Annotated in this window: 15 protein-coding genes; 10 read left to right on the forward strand and 5 right to left on the reverse strand. The window is 62.3% G+C overall.

What is annotated here, in order from left to right:
• Positions 1–63: 63 nt before the first annotated feature.
• From cobJ to KHO07_RS25850, 5 genes are all read right to left on the reverse strand, one after another.
• On the reverse strand, positions 64–1761 hold the full coding sequence (gene cobJ / locus KHO07_RS25830) for a precorrin-3B C(17)-methyltransferase (protein WP_212625886.1): 1698 nt from the start codon (positions 1759–1761) through the stop codon (positions 64–66).
• Positions 1761–2492, reverse strand: a complete 732-nt coding sequence (locus tag KHO07_RS25835; RefSeq protein WP_212627692.1) for a precorrin-2 C(20)-methyltransferase — start codon at positions 2490–2492, stop codon at positions 1761–1763. Before KHO07_RS25835 ends, cobJ begins: the two co-directional genes overlap by 1 nt.
• Positions 2492–3118: a precorrin-8X methylmutase gene (locus KHO07_RS25840; RefSeq protein ID WP_150735719.1), complete on the reverse strand. Its 627-nt coding sequence runs from the start codon at positions 3116–3118 to the stop codon at positions 2492–2494. The genes KHO07_RS25835 and KHO07_RS25840 overlap by 1 nt, the downstream gene beginning before the upstream one ends.
• Entirely contained in the window at positions 3111–4433 is a 1323-nt protein-coding gene (gene cobG / locus KHO07_RS25845; protein WP_212625887.1) for a precorrin-3B synthase, read from the reverse strand. The genes KHO07_RS25840 and cobG overlap by 8 nt, the downstream gene beginning before the upstream one ends.
• A gap of 148 nt (positions 4434–4581) precedes the next feature.
• Positions 4582–5337, reverse strand: a complete 756-nt coding sequence (locus tag KHO07_RS25850; RefSeq protein ID WP_150735721.1) for a hypothetical protein — start codon at positions 5335–5337, stop codon at positions 4582–4584.
• A gap of 213 nt (positions 5338–5550) precedes the next feature.
• Between KHO07_RS25850 and cbiE the strand changes: the two genes are divergently transcribed.
• From cbiE to KHO07_RS25900, 10 genes are all read left to right on the forward strand, one after another.
• Positions 5551–6762, forward strand: coding sequence for a precorrin-6y C5,15-methyltransferase (decarboxylating) subunit CbiE (cbiE, locus tag KHO07_RS25855; RefSeq protein ID WP_212625888.1), 1212 nt, complete (start codon positions 5551–5553; stop codon positions 6760–6762).
• On the forward strand, positions 6755–7852 hold the full coding sequence (locus KHO07_RS25860) for a cobalt-precorrin-5B (C(1))-methyltransferase (RefSeq protein WP_212625889.1): 1098 nt from the start codon (positions 6755–6757) through the stop codon (positions 7850–7852). The genes cbiE and KHO07_RS25860 overlap by 8 nt, the downstream gene beginning before the upstream one ends.
• Positions 7849–8577, forward strand: coding sequence for a cobalt-precorrin-6A reductase (locus KHO07_RS25865; protein WP_212625890.1), 729 nt, complete (start codon positions 7849–7851; stop codon positions 8575–8577). The genes KHO07_RS25860 and KHO07_RS25865 overlap by 4 nt, the downstream gene beginning before the upstream one ends.
• 192 nt (positions 8578–8769) lie before the next feature.
• A complete protein-coding gene (locus KHO07_RS25870; protein WP_212625891.1) occupies positions 8770–9072 on the forward strand; it encodes a type II toxin-antitoxin system RelE/ParE family toxin in 303 nt (100 codons plus the stop codon).
• Between the two features lie 3 nt (positions 9073–9075).
• A complete protein-coding gene (locus KHO07_RS25875) occupies positions 9076–9366 on the forward strand; it encodes an addiction module antidote protein (protein WP_075947808.1) in 291 nt (96 codons plus the stop codon).
• A gap of 98 nt (positions 9367–9464) precedes the next feature.
• On the forward strand, positions 9465–9863 hold the full coding sequence (locus KHO07_RS25880) for a DUF2946 domain-containing protein (protein ID WP_212625892.1): 399 nt from the start codon (positions 9465–9467) through the stop codon (positions 9861–9863).
• Between the two features lie 48 nt (positions 9864–9911).
• The gene (locus KHO07_RS25885) at positions 9912–10391 is read left to right on the forward strand and encodes a copper chaperone PCu(A)C (RefSeq protein WP_150735727.1); all 480 of its coding nucleotides are present in this window, start codon (positions 9912–9914) and stop codon (positions 10389–10391) included.
• A 21-nt stretch (positions 10392–10412) separates the two neighbouring features.
• On the forward strand, positions 10413–10859 hold the full coding sequence (locus KHO07_RS25890; RefSeq protein ID WP_212625893.1) for a DUF2946 domain-containing protein: 447 nt from the start codon (positions 10413–10415) through the stop codon (positions 10857–10859).
• 101 nt (positions 10860–10960) lie between these two features.
• Positions 10961–13078 (forward strand): TonB-dependent copper receptor, encoded by a 2118-nt coding sequence (locus KHO07_RS25895; protein ID WP_212625894.1) that lies wholly within the window; start codon positions 10961–10963, stop codon positions 13076–13078.
• A gap of 108 nt (positions 13079–13186) precedes the next feature.
• Positions 13187–14566 carry a PepSY domain-containing protein gene (locus tag KHO07_RS25900; protein ID WP_212625895.1) on the forward strand — a complete coding sequence of 460 codons (1380 nt, stop codon included), beginning with the start codon at positions 13187–13189 and terminating at the stop codon, positions 14564–14566.
• Positions 14567–14592: the final 26 nt, after the last annotated feature.

Below are 14592 nucleotides of genomic sequence, written 5' to 3' on the forward strand. Positions count from 1 at the left end.
CACTTCAATCAAAGAAAACCAAACAAACTAAAAGGCCGGCATTGCGCCGGCCTTTTATCCAACTTACGGCTTATTACCGTACCAGCGAGGCGTATAAACCCAAGTTCCGCCATCTGCTCGAGCAAACACACACGTCGTCGACGAGCCAATCAGCACCATAGTTCGCATATCAACCTGATCCGGGGTGAGTTGCCCCAGCGTCGTCACCCGCAGTGTCTGCCCCGGACGACCGATATCGCGCCCCAGCACCACGGGTGTTTCAGGCACGCGGTGCCGGGCGACGATGTCCAGGGCTTGCCCCAGTTGCCACGGCCGTGAACGGGAGATCGGGTTGTAGAACGCCAGCGCCAGGTCCGCCTGAGCGGCCAGGTCCAGGCGTTTCTCGATGATCGACCACGGCTTGAGGTTGTCCGATAGCGACAGCACGCAAAAGTCATGACCCAAGGGTGCACCGGCCTGGGCCGCGGTTGCCAGCGACGCCGATACGCCCGGCAGGATCTCGAGGTCGACGCTGTGCCAATGAGCATCCGTGGATTCATGAAGCGCTTCGAGCACCGCGGCAGCCATGGCGAACACACCCGGGTCACCAGACGACACCACCACTACTGATCGCCCTTGGGCCGCCAGTTCGAACGCGTGCCGTGCTCGCTGCATTTCCTCACGGTTGTCAGTGCAATGCAGCACCTGATCCGCACGGAAGGGCCCGGCCATACGCACATAAGTTTCGTAACCCAGCACATCATTGGCGCGGGCGAGTTCGGTCTTCACCGCCGGCACCATCAACTCGGCAGCACCCGGCCCCAGACCAATCACCGCCAGGCGACCGCGCGCACGGCCAATGTGCATCGGGTCCAGTGGCTGCTCGGCCAGTGCAACGGCAACGGCATCATCACCCACGACGCAAACACCCGATCCGATAGCCTGGCGCGCCAGTTCGCAGGCACCGCCAACAGCAGCGGCAAAACGCACCGGCACACCCAGTTCGAGTGCAGCCTCACGCAGCGCCGGGCTGGCCATTGCGCTGTCGGGAGCCAGCAGGCACGCCAGCGACTGCACAGCGATTTTGGACCGATGCAGAGCCTCGCGCACCACGTTCGGCACATCGGCTACGTCGGCACTGACCGCCACCAGCACACTGCGTGGATAGATCAGCAATTCGTTGGCCGCAGGGCTGCGTTCGGCATGGCTGACATGCACCGCCAGCCGCGCCTGTGCATCCTCGGGCAATTGCGCTTGCGCCAGCCAGGGCGCCGAACCTTCGATGCGCACCGTTTCGCCGGCGAGCAGATCGGAAACGAAACGCTTGCCCAGTTCCAGATCGCCCAAGGTATAGCCACTGGGCGGGTTGAGCAGGCAAGTGCCGAAACGCAATTCTCCACTGGTGGTGATGGCCGGCGCGACGTCGAGATGCGCGGCAATCTCTCGCGCCATCACGTTTACGCCGCCCAGGCCACCGAGCAACGGGACCACCGCGCTACCGTCCTCGGCCACGGCCAGCACCGGTGGCTCGGCGCCCTTTTCCAGCAGCAACGGCGCCAGTGTGCGGATCACGATTCCGGCCGCGCACAACGCGATGATCGGCGTGCCCTGTTGATACAGCTCGCGCAGGGTCGCGCCGAAGTCGTGATAGACACGGTCCGCGCCATCGACCCGTTCGGCCAGCCCATGGATCAGGGCGCCGGGGTAAACCTGTTGAAGCACGCGCGCGGTGGCGAGGCTGCCATTGCCAAGAATGACAATCGCCGGATCGGATCGGGTCATCAGCCTTGCCACCTTTCGCCAGGAACGATGATCAGCGAGAAGTACGGCGAAGACATGGGCTCCACCTGATCCAGCGGCACAATCTTCTGATTGGCCATGGTCGCGCGTTCGACGTACAACGCACGCTCGGCCAGACCGAGTTCTTCCAGCACCTGACGAACCTTGGGAAAGTTGCGCCCCAGTTTCATGATCACCGCTGCGTCGGCATCGGCCAGGCGACGCTTGAGCTCGTCGTGGGGCAACACGCCGGACAACACCGACAGGCTCTGATTGCGATACACCAGCGGCGCACCCAGTACCGAGGCGCCGCCGAGCATCGAGCACACGCCTGGGACGACTTCGGCTTGATAGCGCTCGGCGAGCCGGTCGTGCAGGTACATGTAGGAGCCGTAGAAGAACGGATCGCCTTCGCAGATCACTGCCACGTCGCGACCGGCATCGAGATGCGTCGCCAGTTCGGCGGCGGCGTCATCGTAAAAGTCGCTGATCACTTGTTCATAGGACAGCGGCGCCGGCAACGCCTCGGTGGTCACCGGGTAAACCAGTGGCAACAGGTTCTGCGCTGCTTGCAGATGCGCCTCGATGATGCCGAATGCATTGCCCTTTTTGCCCTTGGCGACGAAGTACGCCACCACTGGCGATTCGCGCAGCAGGCGCAGGGCCTTTACGGTGATCAGTTCCGGATCACCGGGCCCCACGCCAAGGCCGATCAAACGTCCTGGTTTGTGCATCATTCGATCTCCGTGGCGAGGGCATTGACGGCCGCGGCGGCCATGGCGCTTCCGCCCAGGCGACCTTGCATGATGACGAAAGGCACGCCACGGCTGTCCGCCGCCAACGCTGCCTTGGACTCGGCGGCACCGACGAAGCCTACCGGGAAGCCAAGGATCAGCGCCGGTTTCGGAGCGCCGGCGTCGAGCATTTCCAGCAAGTAAAACAGTGCGGTCGGCGCATTGCCGATGACCACCACGCTGCCTTCCAGATGCGGGCGCCACAACTCCAGCGCAGCGGCTGAACGGGTGTTACCCAATTCACGAGCCAGTTCCGGAACGCTCTCGTCGCGCAGGGTGCAGATCACCTGATTGTTCGCCGGCAGGCGCGCTCGGGTAATGCCTTCGGACACCATCCGCGCATCACACAGGATCGGCGCGCCAGCAGCCAGCGCATCGCGCCCGGCCTTGCCCGCGCCTTTGGAAAACTGCAAACCGTCGATGGCCTCGACCATGCCGCAGGCATGAATCACCCGAACCGCGAGTTTTTCCAGATCGGCAGGGATTCGCGCCAGGTTGGCTTCAGCGCGGATGATCGCGAAGGAGTTGCGATAGATCTCCTGACCGTCGCGGATGTAATCAAGCATCAAGGGGACTCCGTGAGCGGGCGTCGAGCAGGGTCGCGACCGCTTCAATAGTAAGGTTGCGTGCGTGCAGCGCGCCGAAACCGGGCTGCGCGGCATCGCGAAAATAGAGATCGTAGTGACCGTGGGTGACGGCCAGCAATGTGACTGGCGCCTTGTGCGCGGCGGCACAGGAACGCGGGCAACCGCTCAAGTGCACATTCAGCACGTGCCCGTGACGTTGCAGCAAAGCGGCCAGTTGCAAGGCATCGCCTTTGGTCTCGGCCAGGCCTTTGCCACAGCCGTTGGAACCGGTGCAGGCAATCAACCGGCTCAACGAATGCCCGGCGTCACACAACAGGCCCAGCTGTCCAAGGCGTGCGGTGACTTCAGCGGCGTGCTCGCTACGGACATTGGGCAACAACAGCGTTTGCCACGGGGTGAACCGCAGGCTGCCGTCGCCGAACTCATCGGCCAGTTGTGCCGCGCCCCGCAGCATCGTCGGGTCAAGCCGTCCCAGTGGCGGTACGGCGCCCACGTAGACAAGATCAACCTGAGCCTGGGGGTGTGCGCCGATGTGCAGAACGCTCGAATCCGCGGTGCGCCGCCAACCGGTCATGACCTGAATGGAGACGCGGCCAGCCAGTCGCGCCAGGAAATCTTCGACCGAGTACTCGCAGAGCAAATGACGCATCCGGGTTTGCTCAGGACGTGCCAGCTCCAGGAACAACTCAAGCACCGCCACCACCAGGCGGTGGCCATCGTCGAGCGACACCGAACCTTCAGGCGTACCCAGCGGGCAACCCGCGAGGCCGAAGGCCAGCCGCACGTCGCCGTCACCCGCATACGCCGAGAGCCACAGATCGTGGGGATGTTCGAGCATCGCCAATGCCTCGCCGCCATCGAGCTGGACGGCGAACTTGGCGCTGAGGTCGTGGAACGGCGGGTGACTTTGCAGCGTGGCGAGAATCTGCCCGGCCAAGGGACGGGTGTCGAGCAGCATCTTGCGATCGATCCCGGCCCCCGGACTGAGCATCAGGTTGCGCACATCATCGCCCGCCGCGTTTTGCGGCCCGAGCCCGGCGTCCAGCAAGCGCTCGATCAATGCCGCTGGCTCAAGGCCGATGCCGCGGATTTGCAGATTGGCGCGATTGGTCGCCTCGATCGCACCGCTGGCGAAGCGCTCGGCGGCATCCGCCACGGCATTGGCCTGGGCACTGCTGATCGAACCCCCACTGAGTTTGATCCGGCAGATCCCGCCATCCAGTGCCGAAACGATACGCAGCAACCCCGGACAGGCCGAGGGGCGTAAGGCAGAGGATACTGGGCGTTCGTTCAAGGGGATGACCCGTTCAGGTGGCGAGGCACTTCGCGGGCGAAGCGGGCGGTATTATGCCTGCTTTGCAACGGGGGATGAAAAGCTTGTCGGACGACGGGAAGGTAAACCCCTGCAGAAGTCCGACACGCTCGAACGAACGCCCCACGCCTCACAGGCGCAGCAGATACTCGCGACTGCGCTCGGTGATTTTGTCGCGCATGGCCGCCGCCAACGGGTCGAAACGTTTCCTGTCCAGGGTGAATGTCCCGTAATGCTGAATCAGCGTGACATCGTGATCCAGCCACTTCAGAAACAGAAACTGCGCCGGGTTAACGGCAGCGACATACCATGAGTGGATCAGCATGAGGGTCAGTCGCCCGTTGGCATCGTAGGCGCAAGGCATCGTTTGAAACTGCCGTCCACGCTCCATTGCGCTTTTCTGCGCCAGCAGCATCGATGCCTGGAGGTTGTCTTTCAACGCCTCGAAAGCATACATCGCGGCGCTGTACAGGCTGTCGCTGACATTGGGCCTGAGCGTTTCGAGAATCGCACTGGAAATGGGTTCATGCAGCTCGATATGCCGACTGTCGAGCATGACCGGACGCTGATGAATCCAGCCAAAATGCCAGAGCCCCAAGGTGAAATGTTGCAACCACTCGTACCACTGGGTTTGCCGGTCGTAACGCGTGTCGGTGTATTGCTCCAGGTACAGCGCGCAGTCGAGGGCATCTTGCTCATCGTCTGCCGATACCCCCTCGGCCACCGAAACAATGCTGCTCCCAGCGATGGCGGCCCGGACAGGGGCGGGCTGACTGAGCGGCAAAGTGACGGTCTGCAAGCGTGCAGTGACCGGCGCGGCAGCGGTCAATCCAAGAAAGGCCAGGCGCTGCTCCAGCGCCGGAAAATCGATAGGTGTCTCGAACATAAAATTCCTTTTTGTATGTTGGTTGGGTTGATCCAGCGTCAACCCACCAGGACAACTAAGCAGATGCCGGCCCGACCAACAATCTGCCGAGTAACACAGGATATGTAACGGTCGCGGCTCGAGCTGCGTGGAATGCGTAAAAAACCGCAGCGGCGCGGTATCATTGCGCCCAGTCCCGAACCCGGTCATGGGGCAATTTATCAAGGAGCAGGCATGTCGCCCTGGCTGACAGTAGTAGGCATCGGTGAAGACGGTTTCAAAGGTCTGGGCAAGAACGCCCGGCATGCGCTGCTGCGTGCCTCACGGATCTTCGGCGGCCAACGGCACCTGGATTTGTTGCCGCCGTGCATTCGCGGCGAGCGTGAATGCTGGCCGAGCCCGTTCTCCATCCAGCCGGTACTGGCCCTGCGCGGCGAGCCTGTCTGTGTGCTGGCCAGCGGCGACCCACTGTTCTTCGGCGTGGGCGCCAGCCTCGCCCGGCACTTGCCCGGCGAAGAAATGCTGACGCTGCCCGCGCCCTCTTCTTGCTCGCTGGCCGCCGCCAGAATGGGCTGGCCATTGCAGGAAGTGGTCACGCTGTCGGTAGTTGCCCGCCCCATCGCCGCACTCAGCGCGCAATTATTCAGCGGCGTGCGCCTGCTGGTATTGAGCAATGATGGAAACAGCCCCGCCGCCATCGCCGCGCTGCTGCGTGAGCGCGGTTTCGGGCCGAGCCGCCTGACTGTTCTGGAACACTTGGGCGGTGAAGCCGAGCGGCGTATCGAAGGCATCGCCAGCGACTGGACCGACCCGGCCATCGCCGATTTGAACCTGATCGCCATCGACTGCATCGCCGAACCGACCACGCTTCGCCTGTCACGACTGGCCGGCCTGCCAGACTCGGTGTTCAAGCACGATGGTCAGATCACCAAGCGTGACGTCCGGGCGATCACCCTCGCACGCCTGGCCCCGACTCCCGGCGAATTACTGTGGGATGTCGGCGCCGGCAGCGGCTCGATCGGCATCGAATGGATGCGTGCCCACCCCAGCTGCCGGGCACTGGCCATTGAGGCCGATGAGGGGCGCCAGGCATTGATCGAGCACAACCGCGACACCCTCGGCGTGCCCGGCCTGCAACTGATCCGAGGCCGTGCGCCGCAAGCACTTGAAGGCCTCGAGCGCCCGGACGCGATTTTCATCGGTGGCGGCGTCACTCGCGAAGGCGTGCTGGACGCCTGCTGGGCTGCCCTTAAACCCGGTGGCCGGCTGATCGCCAATGCGGTCACGCTGCAAAGTGAAATGACCCTGATGGCATGGCGTGAACAGCGCGGCGGGGAACTGACGCGCATCCACATCGCCCAGGCGCAACCGCTGGGTGAATTCGACACCTGGCGCCAAGCCTTGCCGATTACGTTACTGGACACGACGAAACCTCTCGATGCGTGACGAAACGGCCGAACAACCTGCCCCCCTGCGCAGTGGCCTGACCACGGGCAGCTGCGCCACGGCGACCAGCCTCGCGGCGGCCCGCCTGTTGCTCACAGGCACGGCGGCGGACGCGGTGGAAATTATCTTGCCCAAGGGCAAACAGGTGCAGATGCGTCTTGAGTTCTGTCGACTGACGGACGACGGTGCGGAGGCTGGCACGATCAAGGATGCCGGGGACGACCCCGACGTCACCCACGGTGCCCTGCTCTACTCCCAGGTGCGACTGCTCGGCGAGCCCGGCGTGCGCTTCAATGCCGGACGCGGCGTCGGCACCGTCACCCGCCCCGGGCTGGTCCTGGGCGTCGGCGAACCGGCGATCAACCCGGTGCCGCGCAAAATGATCGGCGATCACCTGACCCAACTCGCTGCAGAGCACGGCTACAGCGGCGGTTTCGAGGTGACAGTCAATGTCGAAAACGGTGAAGCACTGGCCTTGAAAACCATGAACCCGCGCCTGGGAATTCTGGGTGGCCTGTCGATCCTCGGTACCAGCGGCATCGTCCGGCCGTTTTCCTGCGCGGCCTACATTGCCTCGATCCACCAAGGCATCGATGTCGCGAAAACCAACGGTTACCTGCACATCGCCGCATGCACCGGCAACGCCAGCGAAGACACCATGCGCCGGGTGTACAACCTGCCGGAAATCGCCCTGATCGAGATGGGCGATTTCGTCGGCGCGGTACTCAAGCATCTGCGCAAGGTGCCTGTGGATAAACTCAGCCTCTGTGGCGGCTTCGGCAAGATCAGCAAACTGGCCGCCGGGCACATGGACTTGCACAGCCGGCATTCGAGCATCGACCTGCCGCAACTGGCCGAATGGGCCGCTGCGGTGGGTGCCGATGCCGCGTTGCAGCACGGCATCCGCGAGGCCAACACCAGCCAGCAGGCATTGGCCATGGCCAGCGCCGCCGGCATCGCCCTCGGCGACGCGGTGTGCCAGCACGCCCTGGCGTTCGCCCGCAGCGTTGTCCCGGCGCAGGTTCAGGTCGAAGTGTTTGCCATCGACCGCCAGGGCGGGATCGTCGGGCATGCGGGAGCTTTTCAATGAAACGCATTCTGCTGCTCGGCGGCGTCACCGAGGCGCTGGCCATCGCCCGCACGCTGGGGCCGGAGCACATTTACAGCCTGGCCGGGATCGGCCGCGTGCCGACGGATCTGCAATGCCAGGTTCGCGTCGGCGGTTACGGCGGTGCCGAGGGGCTCGCGCAATTCATTCGCGATGAGGGCATCGGTCTGTTGCTGGACGCCACTCACCCATACGCCGCGCAAATCAGCCAGAACGCCGCGACTGCAGCGCACTTGAGCGGGGTTCCCTGCTGGGCGCTGCGACGTCCGGCATGGCAAGCGCAGGCTGGCGATGACTGGCGCGAAGTCAGCGACTGGGCCGAACTGATCGAAGCCTTGAAACCCTTCCGCCACCCACTGTTCACCCTCGGCCGCGAGCCGTTGCAACACTTGGACGAAATTCCCCCTGAACAATTCTGGACCGTGCGCGCACTCGACGTTTACCCCGGCAACGCACGCTGCGAAGTGATCGGCGCACGAGGGCCGTTCCTGATCGACGATGAACGAGCGTTGTTTGAACGTCGGCAGATCGACGTGCTGATCAGCAAGAACAGCGGCAGCACCGCGACAGAGCCGAAGCTGGAAGTGGCGCGCGAGCGTGGGGTGCCGGTGATTGTTTTGAAGCGGCCGGTGTTGCCGGGGGTTGAGCGGGAGTTTGAATCGGTCCGACAACTACTGGAAAACCTATCCCTGCCGGACCTTTCCTAAGGACTGCAGAAACCTACGAATTTGCTGGCAATATTCCAGGAAAATGCTGGCTGTTCCTCTCTATATCTCAAGCCCATATTCAAGCTCCTTTAATCCGAGCAAGTACAAGCCCGACATTCACAGTGGGTGGCCAGCCTCATCCAGAGAAAAGCGGCGCTTGTCAGTTTGTATCCCAAGGAATACGATTCAGACATGATCGACTTCAAACGATCCCAAATATTTGCCGATTGGCTCGGCTCACTGAGGGACACCCTTGGCAAGGCTCGCATCATTGCCAGACTCCGCGCTGCCGAACATGGAAACTTTGGTGACTGTGACTCCATTGGTGCAACGGTCTATGAAATGCGCGTGCATCATGGTCCCGGCTATCGGATCTATTTCACACGCAAAGGCGAAAGGGTTTATCTGCTGCTGGTAGGCGGAGACAAGTCGACTCAAAAAAGAGATATCAAACGTGCCATTCAAATGGCACAAAACATCGGTAATGAGGAGTAGATCATGGCCGAACAATTCACCCGTTTTGATGCCGCCGAGTTTCTCAAGACTCCGGAAGAAATGGCGGCTTATCTGGATGCCTGTTTTGAAGAAGATGCCGGTGACGGCGTCCTGATTCGAGCGGCTCTCAACGACATCGCCAGAGCAAAGGGCATGACACAAATTGCCCGTGATGCCGGCTTGGGACGTGAGAGTCTATATAAAGCTCTGAGCAGCACTGGCAATCCGGAATTCGCGACTATCATGAAGGTTATGAAGGCGCTCGGTCTGCGTTTGCATGCCACTGTTGTCTGATGAGATGCGACACCACACCGCACGCACTCTTTTTACTTATCGGCCCTGATCAGGCTAAATAGCTCGCGCCTGATCGCCCACCCACCGGATTTTGTCCCATGTCCCGACAACGGCTCGCAATTGCCTGGATCGCCTGCTTCGCAGTGCTGTTCAACATGCTCGCCATGCCGATGACCGGTGCGATGGCGCAGGCGGCAAAATCGCCGGCCGAACAATTGTTGTGGGGTAGTTTCTGCTCGTCCAGCGGCACCAGGATGGTGGCGATTTCCCTGGGCGACATCGAACAGAAAGCTCCGCAAAACGACGATCATTCCAACATGCAGCACTGCTGGTGCTGCTCAGGCTCCGCCCCGTTGGTGGCGTTGCCCGGCCATGAGCCACAACTGTATTTTGCGCAGTTCGAGTTCAATCGAAGCCTGCCACCTTCGGCGCTCAGCACGCCGACACCGCGCCAGCAATGGCCAAGCCTCAATCCCCGTGCCTCCCCTCTGGTGTGATTCCTTCTCGCAATTGACCTGCGTTTTGAATCGCTCTGGAGAACTGCCATGTTGAACAAACTCATCGTTCTGGCCGCGTTGCTGCTGCCTGCCTGCTTTGCCAATGCCCACGAATACAAAGTCGGCGCACTGGAAATCGCTCACCCGTGGTCGCAGGAGCTGCCGCCCAACGCCCCTACCGTCGCCGCGTATTTCGTCATTCACAACGCGGGCAAAACCGCCGACCGCTTGCTCAGCGTCGACTCGCCGATCGCGGGTGAAGCGCAGCTGCACGAACATGTGATGCAAAACGACCTGATGAAAATGCAGCCGGTTCCTGGCGTGGATATCCCTGCCGGTGGCAACGTCTCGTTTGCACCGATGGCCTACCACGTGATGCTGGTGAACTTGAAAGACCGTAGCCTGCTCGTCGACGGCAAGCGCTTCCCGATGACCCTGCATTTCGAGAAGTCCGGTGACGTGACGGTCGAAGTGGCGGTACAGAAGCAGCCGCCCGAAAGCATGCAACAGCACGCTCACGCTCAGTAACCCGCTGAGCCGAATCCGTCCATGCGCCCGCCAAGCGCCAGGTCATCCGCACACCGTCGTCAGCTATCAAATCTGACGCGCGGCAGCTGGATCAGCCTGTTTGCCATGCTGATGATCTTTATCGGTCCACTGATTTCTCAGTCGATGCCGATGGGTCAGAGCACCCCGATGTCGATGAGCATGTCGATGGACATGAGCATGGACATGTCGGCGATGGACCACGCCGACCACGGTGCACAACCGACCGCCGAACACTGCCCGCCAGCGTCCGGGCACCATGCGATCTGGGAAAAATGCGGCTATTGCAGCCTGCTGTTCAATTGCCCGGCATTGACCGGCGGCGGGTCCTTCGTCGCCTTCAATATCCCGCCCGTCATCACGTTCACCACACCCTCCCCGCGCCTGGGCCATGCCCGGCAAACCTTCTTCCCCGGCGCCCGCACCCGCGCCCCGCCCATCGTCACGTAAACAGCCACCGCTGATTTCACACGGTCCGCAAGACAACCGGTCCCACAGGGATTGCATCGGTTGTCCGCCGTGTCGTTTACGACTGTTCGATGGAAATTGTCATGTCCAGGTTTTCTGCTGACACACGCTTGAGCCCTGCCCAAGCCTCTTTTACCCAAAACGAATCCAGCATTCGTTTCCGGCACGCCACCGCCATTCTGTGCGGGGCCTTGCTGACACCTTCGGTGCTGGCCGATGAACACGCCGGTCACCCTGAAGAACTGAGCCCGACGGTCATCACCGCCATTGCCCCCAGTTCACCGCTGACCATCGTCACCAACCCGAAAGACCCGCGCCAACCGGTGCCGGCCAGCGATGGCTCGGACTATCTGAAAACCATCCCGGGATTCGCCCAGGTGCGCAATGGCGGTACCAACGGCGATCCGGTGCTGCGCGGCATGTTCGGTTCGCGCCTGAACATCCTCACCAACGGCGGCATGATGCTCGGCGCTTGTCCCGGCCGGATGGACGCACCCACCTCGTACATCTCGCCGGAGACTTACGACAAACTGACCGTCATCAAAGGCCCGCAAACCGTACTCTGGGGCCCGGGCGCTTCGGCCGGCACCATCCTCTTCGACCGCGAGCCGGAAAGCTTCGGCGAACTCGGCACGCGGGTTAACGCCAGCGTGCTGGCCGGTTCCAATGGCCGTTTCGACAAAGTGGTGGACGCCGCTGCGGGCGGGCCATTGGGTTACGTGCGGGTGATCGGCAACACCGCCCAGGCCGACGATTACAAGGACGGCAACAACGACACCGTCGCCTCGCGCTATGACAAATGGAACGGCGACGTCGCACTGGGCTGGACCCCGGACGCCGATACCCTGCTGGAGCTGACCGCCGGCAAGGGCGACGGCGAGGCACGGTACGCCGGTCGCGGCATGGACGGCTCGCAATTCAAGCGCGAAAGCCTGGGCCTGCGATTCGAGAAATCCAACATCAGCGATGTGCTGGAAAAACTCGAGGCGCAGGTCTACTACAGCTACGCCGACCATGTGATGGACAACTACACCCTGCGCACGCCGTCCGGCACCGGGATGATGGCCGGGCCTATGGCGTCCAGCGTCGACCGCCGTACCCTCGGCGCGCGAATCAAGGGCACCTGGCGCTGGGCCGATGTGCAGTTGATCAGCGGCATCGATGCGCAGACCAACGAACACCGTCAGCGCAGTGCCATGGGCGTCGATACCTACAAGGACCTGCCCTACACCAAAGATGCCGACTTCCATAACTACGGGGTGTTCGGCGAACTGACCTGGTACGCCGCCGAGCGTGATCGCTTGATCAGCGGTGCACGCCTGGATCGCGCTTCAGCCAAGGATTTTCGCCAGACCACCGGCTCGGGAATGATGACCCGCCCGAACCCGACTGCCGATGACACCCGCGCTGACACGCTGCCCAGCGGCTTCGTCCGCTACGAACACGACCTGGCTGACAGCCCGACCACGTTGTACGCGGGCGTCGGACACACCCAGCGTTTCCCGGATTACTGGGAGCTGTTTTCGCCCAATTCCGGCCCTGTCGGATCGGTGAATGCCTTCGACTCGATCAAACCGGAAAAAACCACCCAGCTCGACTTCGGCCTGCAATACAAGACCGAAGCCCTCGAAGCCTGGGCCTCGGGCTATGTCGGCCAGGTCCGCGACTACATCCTGTTCAACTACACGCCCGGCATGATGGGCATGACCTCGCAAGCCGAGAACATCGACGCGCGAATCATGGGTGGCGAACTGGGCGCCGCCTACAACTTCACCGACCACTGGAAAGCCGATGCGACCCTGGCCTACGCCTGGGGCAAGAACAGCAGCGATGGCAGTGCATTGCCGCAAATGCCACCGCTGGATGCACGTTTCGGCCTGACCTACAGCGAAGATAACTGGAGCGCCGGCGCACTGTGGAGAGTGGTCGCCGCGCAAAACCGTATCGACCAGAACAAGGGCAACGTGGTCGGCAAGGACTTCGACAAAACGCCGGGCTTCGGCGTGTTCTCCCTCAACGGCGCCTATCGGATCAACCAGCACTGGAAGGTCAGCAGCGGCGTCGACAACCTGTTCGGCAAGGCTTACGCCGAACACTTGAACCTGGCCGGCAACGCCGGTTTCGGCTATCCGGCCAATGACCCGCAAGCCATCAAGGAGCCGGGGCGCACGCTCTGGACCAAGGTGGACATGAGCTTTTAAGAACACCGCGGCAAGCCCGCTCCCCTGTGGGAGCGAGCCTGCTCGCGATCGGTTGCGCGGCAACCGCAAACCAACAACGAAAAGATCCAGCCTCGCGGAGCACACGTGATGAAACAGCCCAAAGTGAATTTCTACAACCTGGCGTGGCGCTGGCATTTCTATGCCGGATTGTTCGTTGCGCCATTCATGGTGATGCTGGCTCTGACCGGCACTATTTACCTGTTCAAGCCGCAGCTCGACTCGCTGATGTACAGCAGCCTGCTCAATGTCCCGGCGGGGCATCACACGGTACCGGCCGATGACCTGCTCAACCGGGTGAAAGCGGCATATCCACAAGCCACGATCAAGCAGTACCTGCCACCGGTCAGCGCCGAACGCAGCGCCCAGTTTGTCGTGATCAATGACGGTACCGAGCTGAATGTGTTCGTCGATCCGTACCACGGCGACATCCTTGGCGATCAGGATGCCAAGAAGAACCTGCAAGCCATTGCCCGGGCGATCCACGGCGAGCTGATGATCGGTACCGTCGGTGACCGGCTGGTGGAACTGGCTGCCGGGTGGGGCGTAGTGCTGGTGGTTTCCGGATTGTTCCTGTGGTGGCCGCGGGGTCAGGCGGCCGGCATCTTGTGGCCACGCCTGAACAGTCGCGGCCGCATTCTGTGGCGCGACTTGCACGCTGTCACCGGTTTCTGGGGCGCGTCCCTGCTGTTGGTGATGCTGTTGAGCGGCATGACCTGGACCGGGTTCTGGGGCCAGCAATACGCGGCGGTGTGGAACGTCTTTCCGGCGGCGATGTGGAATGACGTACCGAAGTCCGACGTCGAAGCGCGCAGCCTCAACAGCGCCACCCGCCAGACCGTGCCTTGGGCGATGGAAAACACGCCGATGCCGATGTCCGGCGATCACGCCGAACACATGGCCCATGGCGGTGCACACGCCGGCCCGGCCGCGCCGACCATCAGCCTGCAAGACGTGCAAAACATCGCCACCCGGAGCAAGGTCGAATCGGGTTACAGCATCACCTTCCCGACCACCGCCACCGGCGTCTTCACCATCGCCGTGTTCGCCGACGACCCTCGCAACGACGCCACCCTGCACGTCGACCAGTACACCGGCAAGGTCCTTGCCGACGTGCGCTACGAGCAATACGGCGCCGTCGCCCGCGCCACGGAAATCGGCGTGATGTTGCACGAGGGCAAGATGTTCGGTGTGGTCAACCAGATCATCGTGCTGCTGATTTGCCTGATGATCCTGCTCAGCGCCGTCAGCGGCGTGGTGATTTGGTGGAAGCGTCGCCCGCAAGGCAAGCTCGGTGTGCCGCCGCTGCGCCACGACCTGCCGAAGTGGAAAACCGCGATGGTCATCATGTTCGCGCTGGCGGTCGCATTCCCGTTGGTGGGGGCTTCGCTGGTGGTGGTGTGGTTGCTCGATCGACTGGTGCTGTCGCGCTTCACCCGACAAACTGAGTCGGCTTCATCATCATCTTGAAGCAGCTGAGATGCGCGGGAGGATCA

Origin of the sequence: Pseudomonas sp. PP3, assembly GCF_905336995.1 — a bacterium.
GTDB classification, from domain to species: domain Bacteria; phylum Pseudomonadota; class Gammaproteobacteria; order Pseudomonadales; family Pseudomonadaceae; genus Aquipseudomonas; species Aquipseudomonas reinekei.

Bases quoted from the DNA above. Each gene is read 5' to 3' on its own strand.
- KHO07_RS25875 (WP_075947808.1), top strand. From the start codon at position 9,076: ATGGCCGAACAATTCACCCGTTTTGATGCCGCCGAGTTTCTCAAGACT.
- KHO07_RS25885 (WP_150735727.1), top strand. From the start codon at position 9,912: ATGTTGAACAAACTCATCGTTCTGGCCGCGTTGCTGCTGCCTGCCTGC.
- KHO07_RS25840 (WP_150735719.1), bottom strand. From the start codon at position 3,118: ATGCTTGATTACATCCGCGACGGTCAGGAGATCTATCGCAACTCCTTC.
- KHO07_RS25890 (WP_212625893.1), top strand. From the start codon at position 10,413: ATGCGCCCGCCAAGCGCCAGGTCATCCGCACACCGTCGTCAGCTATCA.
- KHO07_RS25900 (WP_212625895.1), top strand. From the start codon at position 13,187: ATGAAACAGCCCAAAGTGAATTTCTACAACCTGGCGTGGCGCTGGCAT.
- cobJ (WP_212625886.1), bottom strand. From the start codon at position 1,761: ATGACCCGATCCGATCCGGCGATTGTCATTCTTGGCAATGGCAGCCTC.
- KHO07_RS25880 (WP_212625892.1), top strand. From the start codon at position 9,465: ATGTCCCGACAACGGCTCGCAATTGCCTGGATCGCCTGCTTCGCAGTG.
- cbiE (WP_212625888.1), top strand. From the start codon at position 5,551: ATGTCGCCCTGGCTGACAGTAGTAGGCATCGGTGAAGACGGTTTCAAA.
- KHO07_RS25850 (WP_150735721.1), bottom strand. From the start codon at position 5,337: ATGTTCGAGACACCTATCGATTTTCCGGCGCTGGAGCAGCGCCTGGCC.
- KHO07_RS25895 (WP_212625894.1), top strand. From the start codon at position 10,961: ATGTCCAGGTTTTCTGCTGACACACGCTTGAGCCCTGCCCAAGCCTCT.
- KHO07_RS25870 (WP_212625891.1), top strand. From the start codon at position 8,770: ATGATCGACTTCAAACGATCCCAAATATTTGCCGATTGGCTCGGCTCA.
- KHO07_RS25835 (WP_212627692.1), bottom strand. From the start codon at position 2,492: ATGCACAAACCAGGACGTTTGATCGGCCTTGGCGTGGGGCCCGGTGAT.
- KHO07_RS25865 (WP_212625890.1), top strand. From the start codon at position 7,849: ATGAAACGCATTCTGCTGCTCGGCGGCGTCACCGAGGCGCTGGCCATC.
- KHO07_RS25860 (WP_212625889.1), top strand. From the start codon at position 6,755: ATGCGTGACGAAACGGCCGAACAACCTGCCCCCCTGCGCAGTGGCCTG.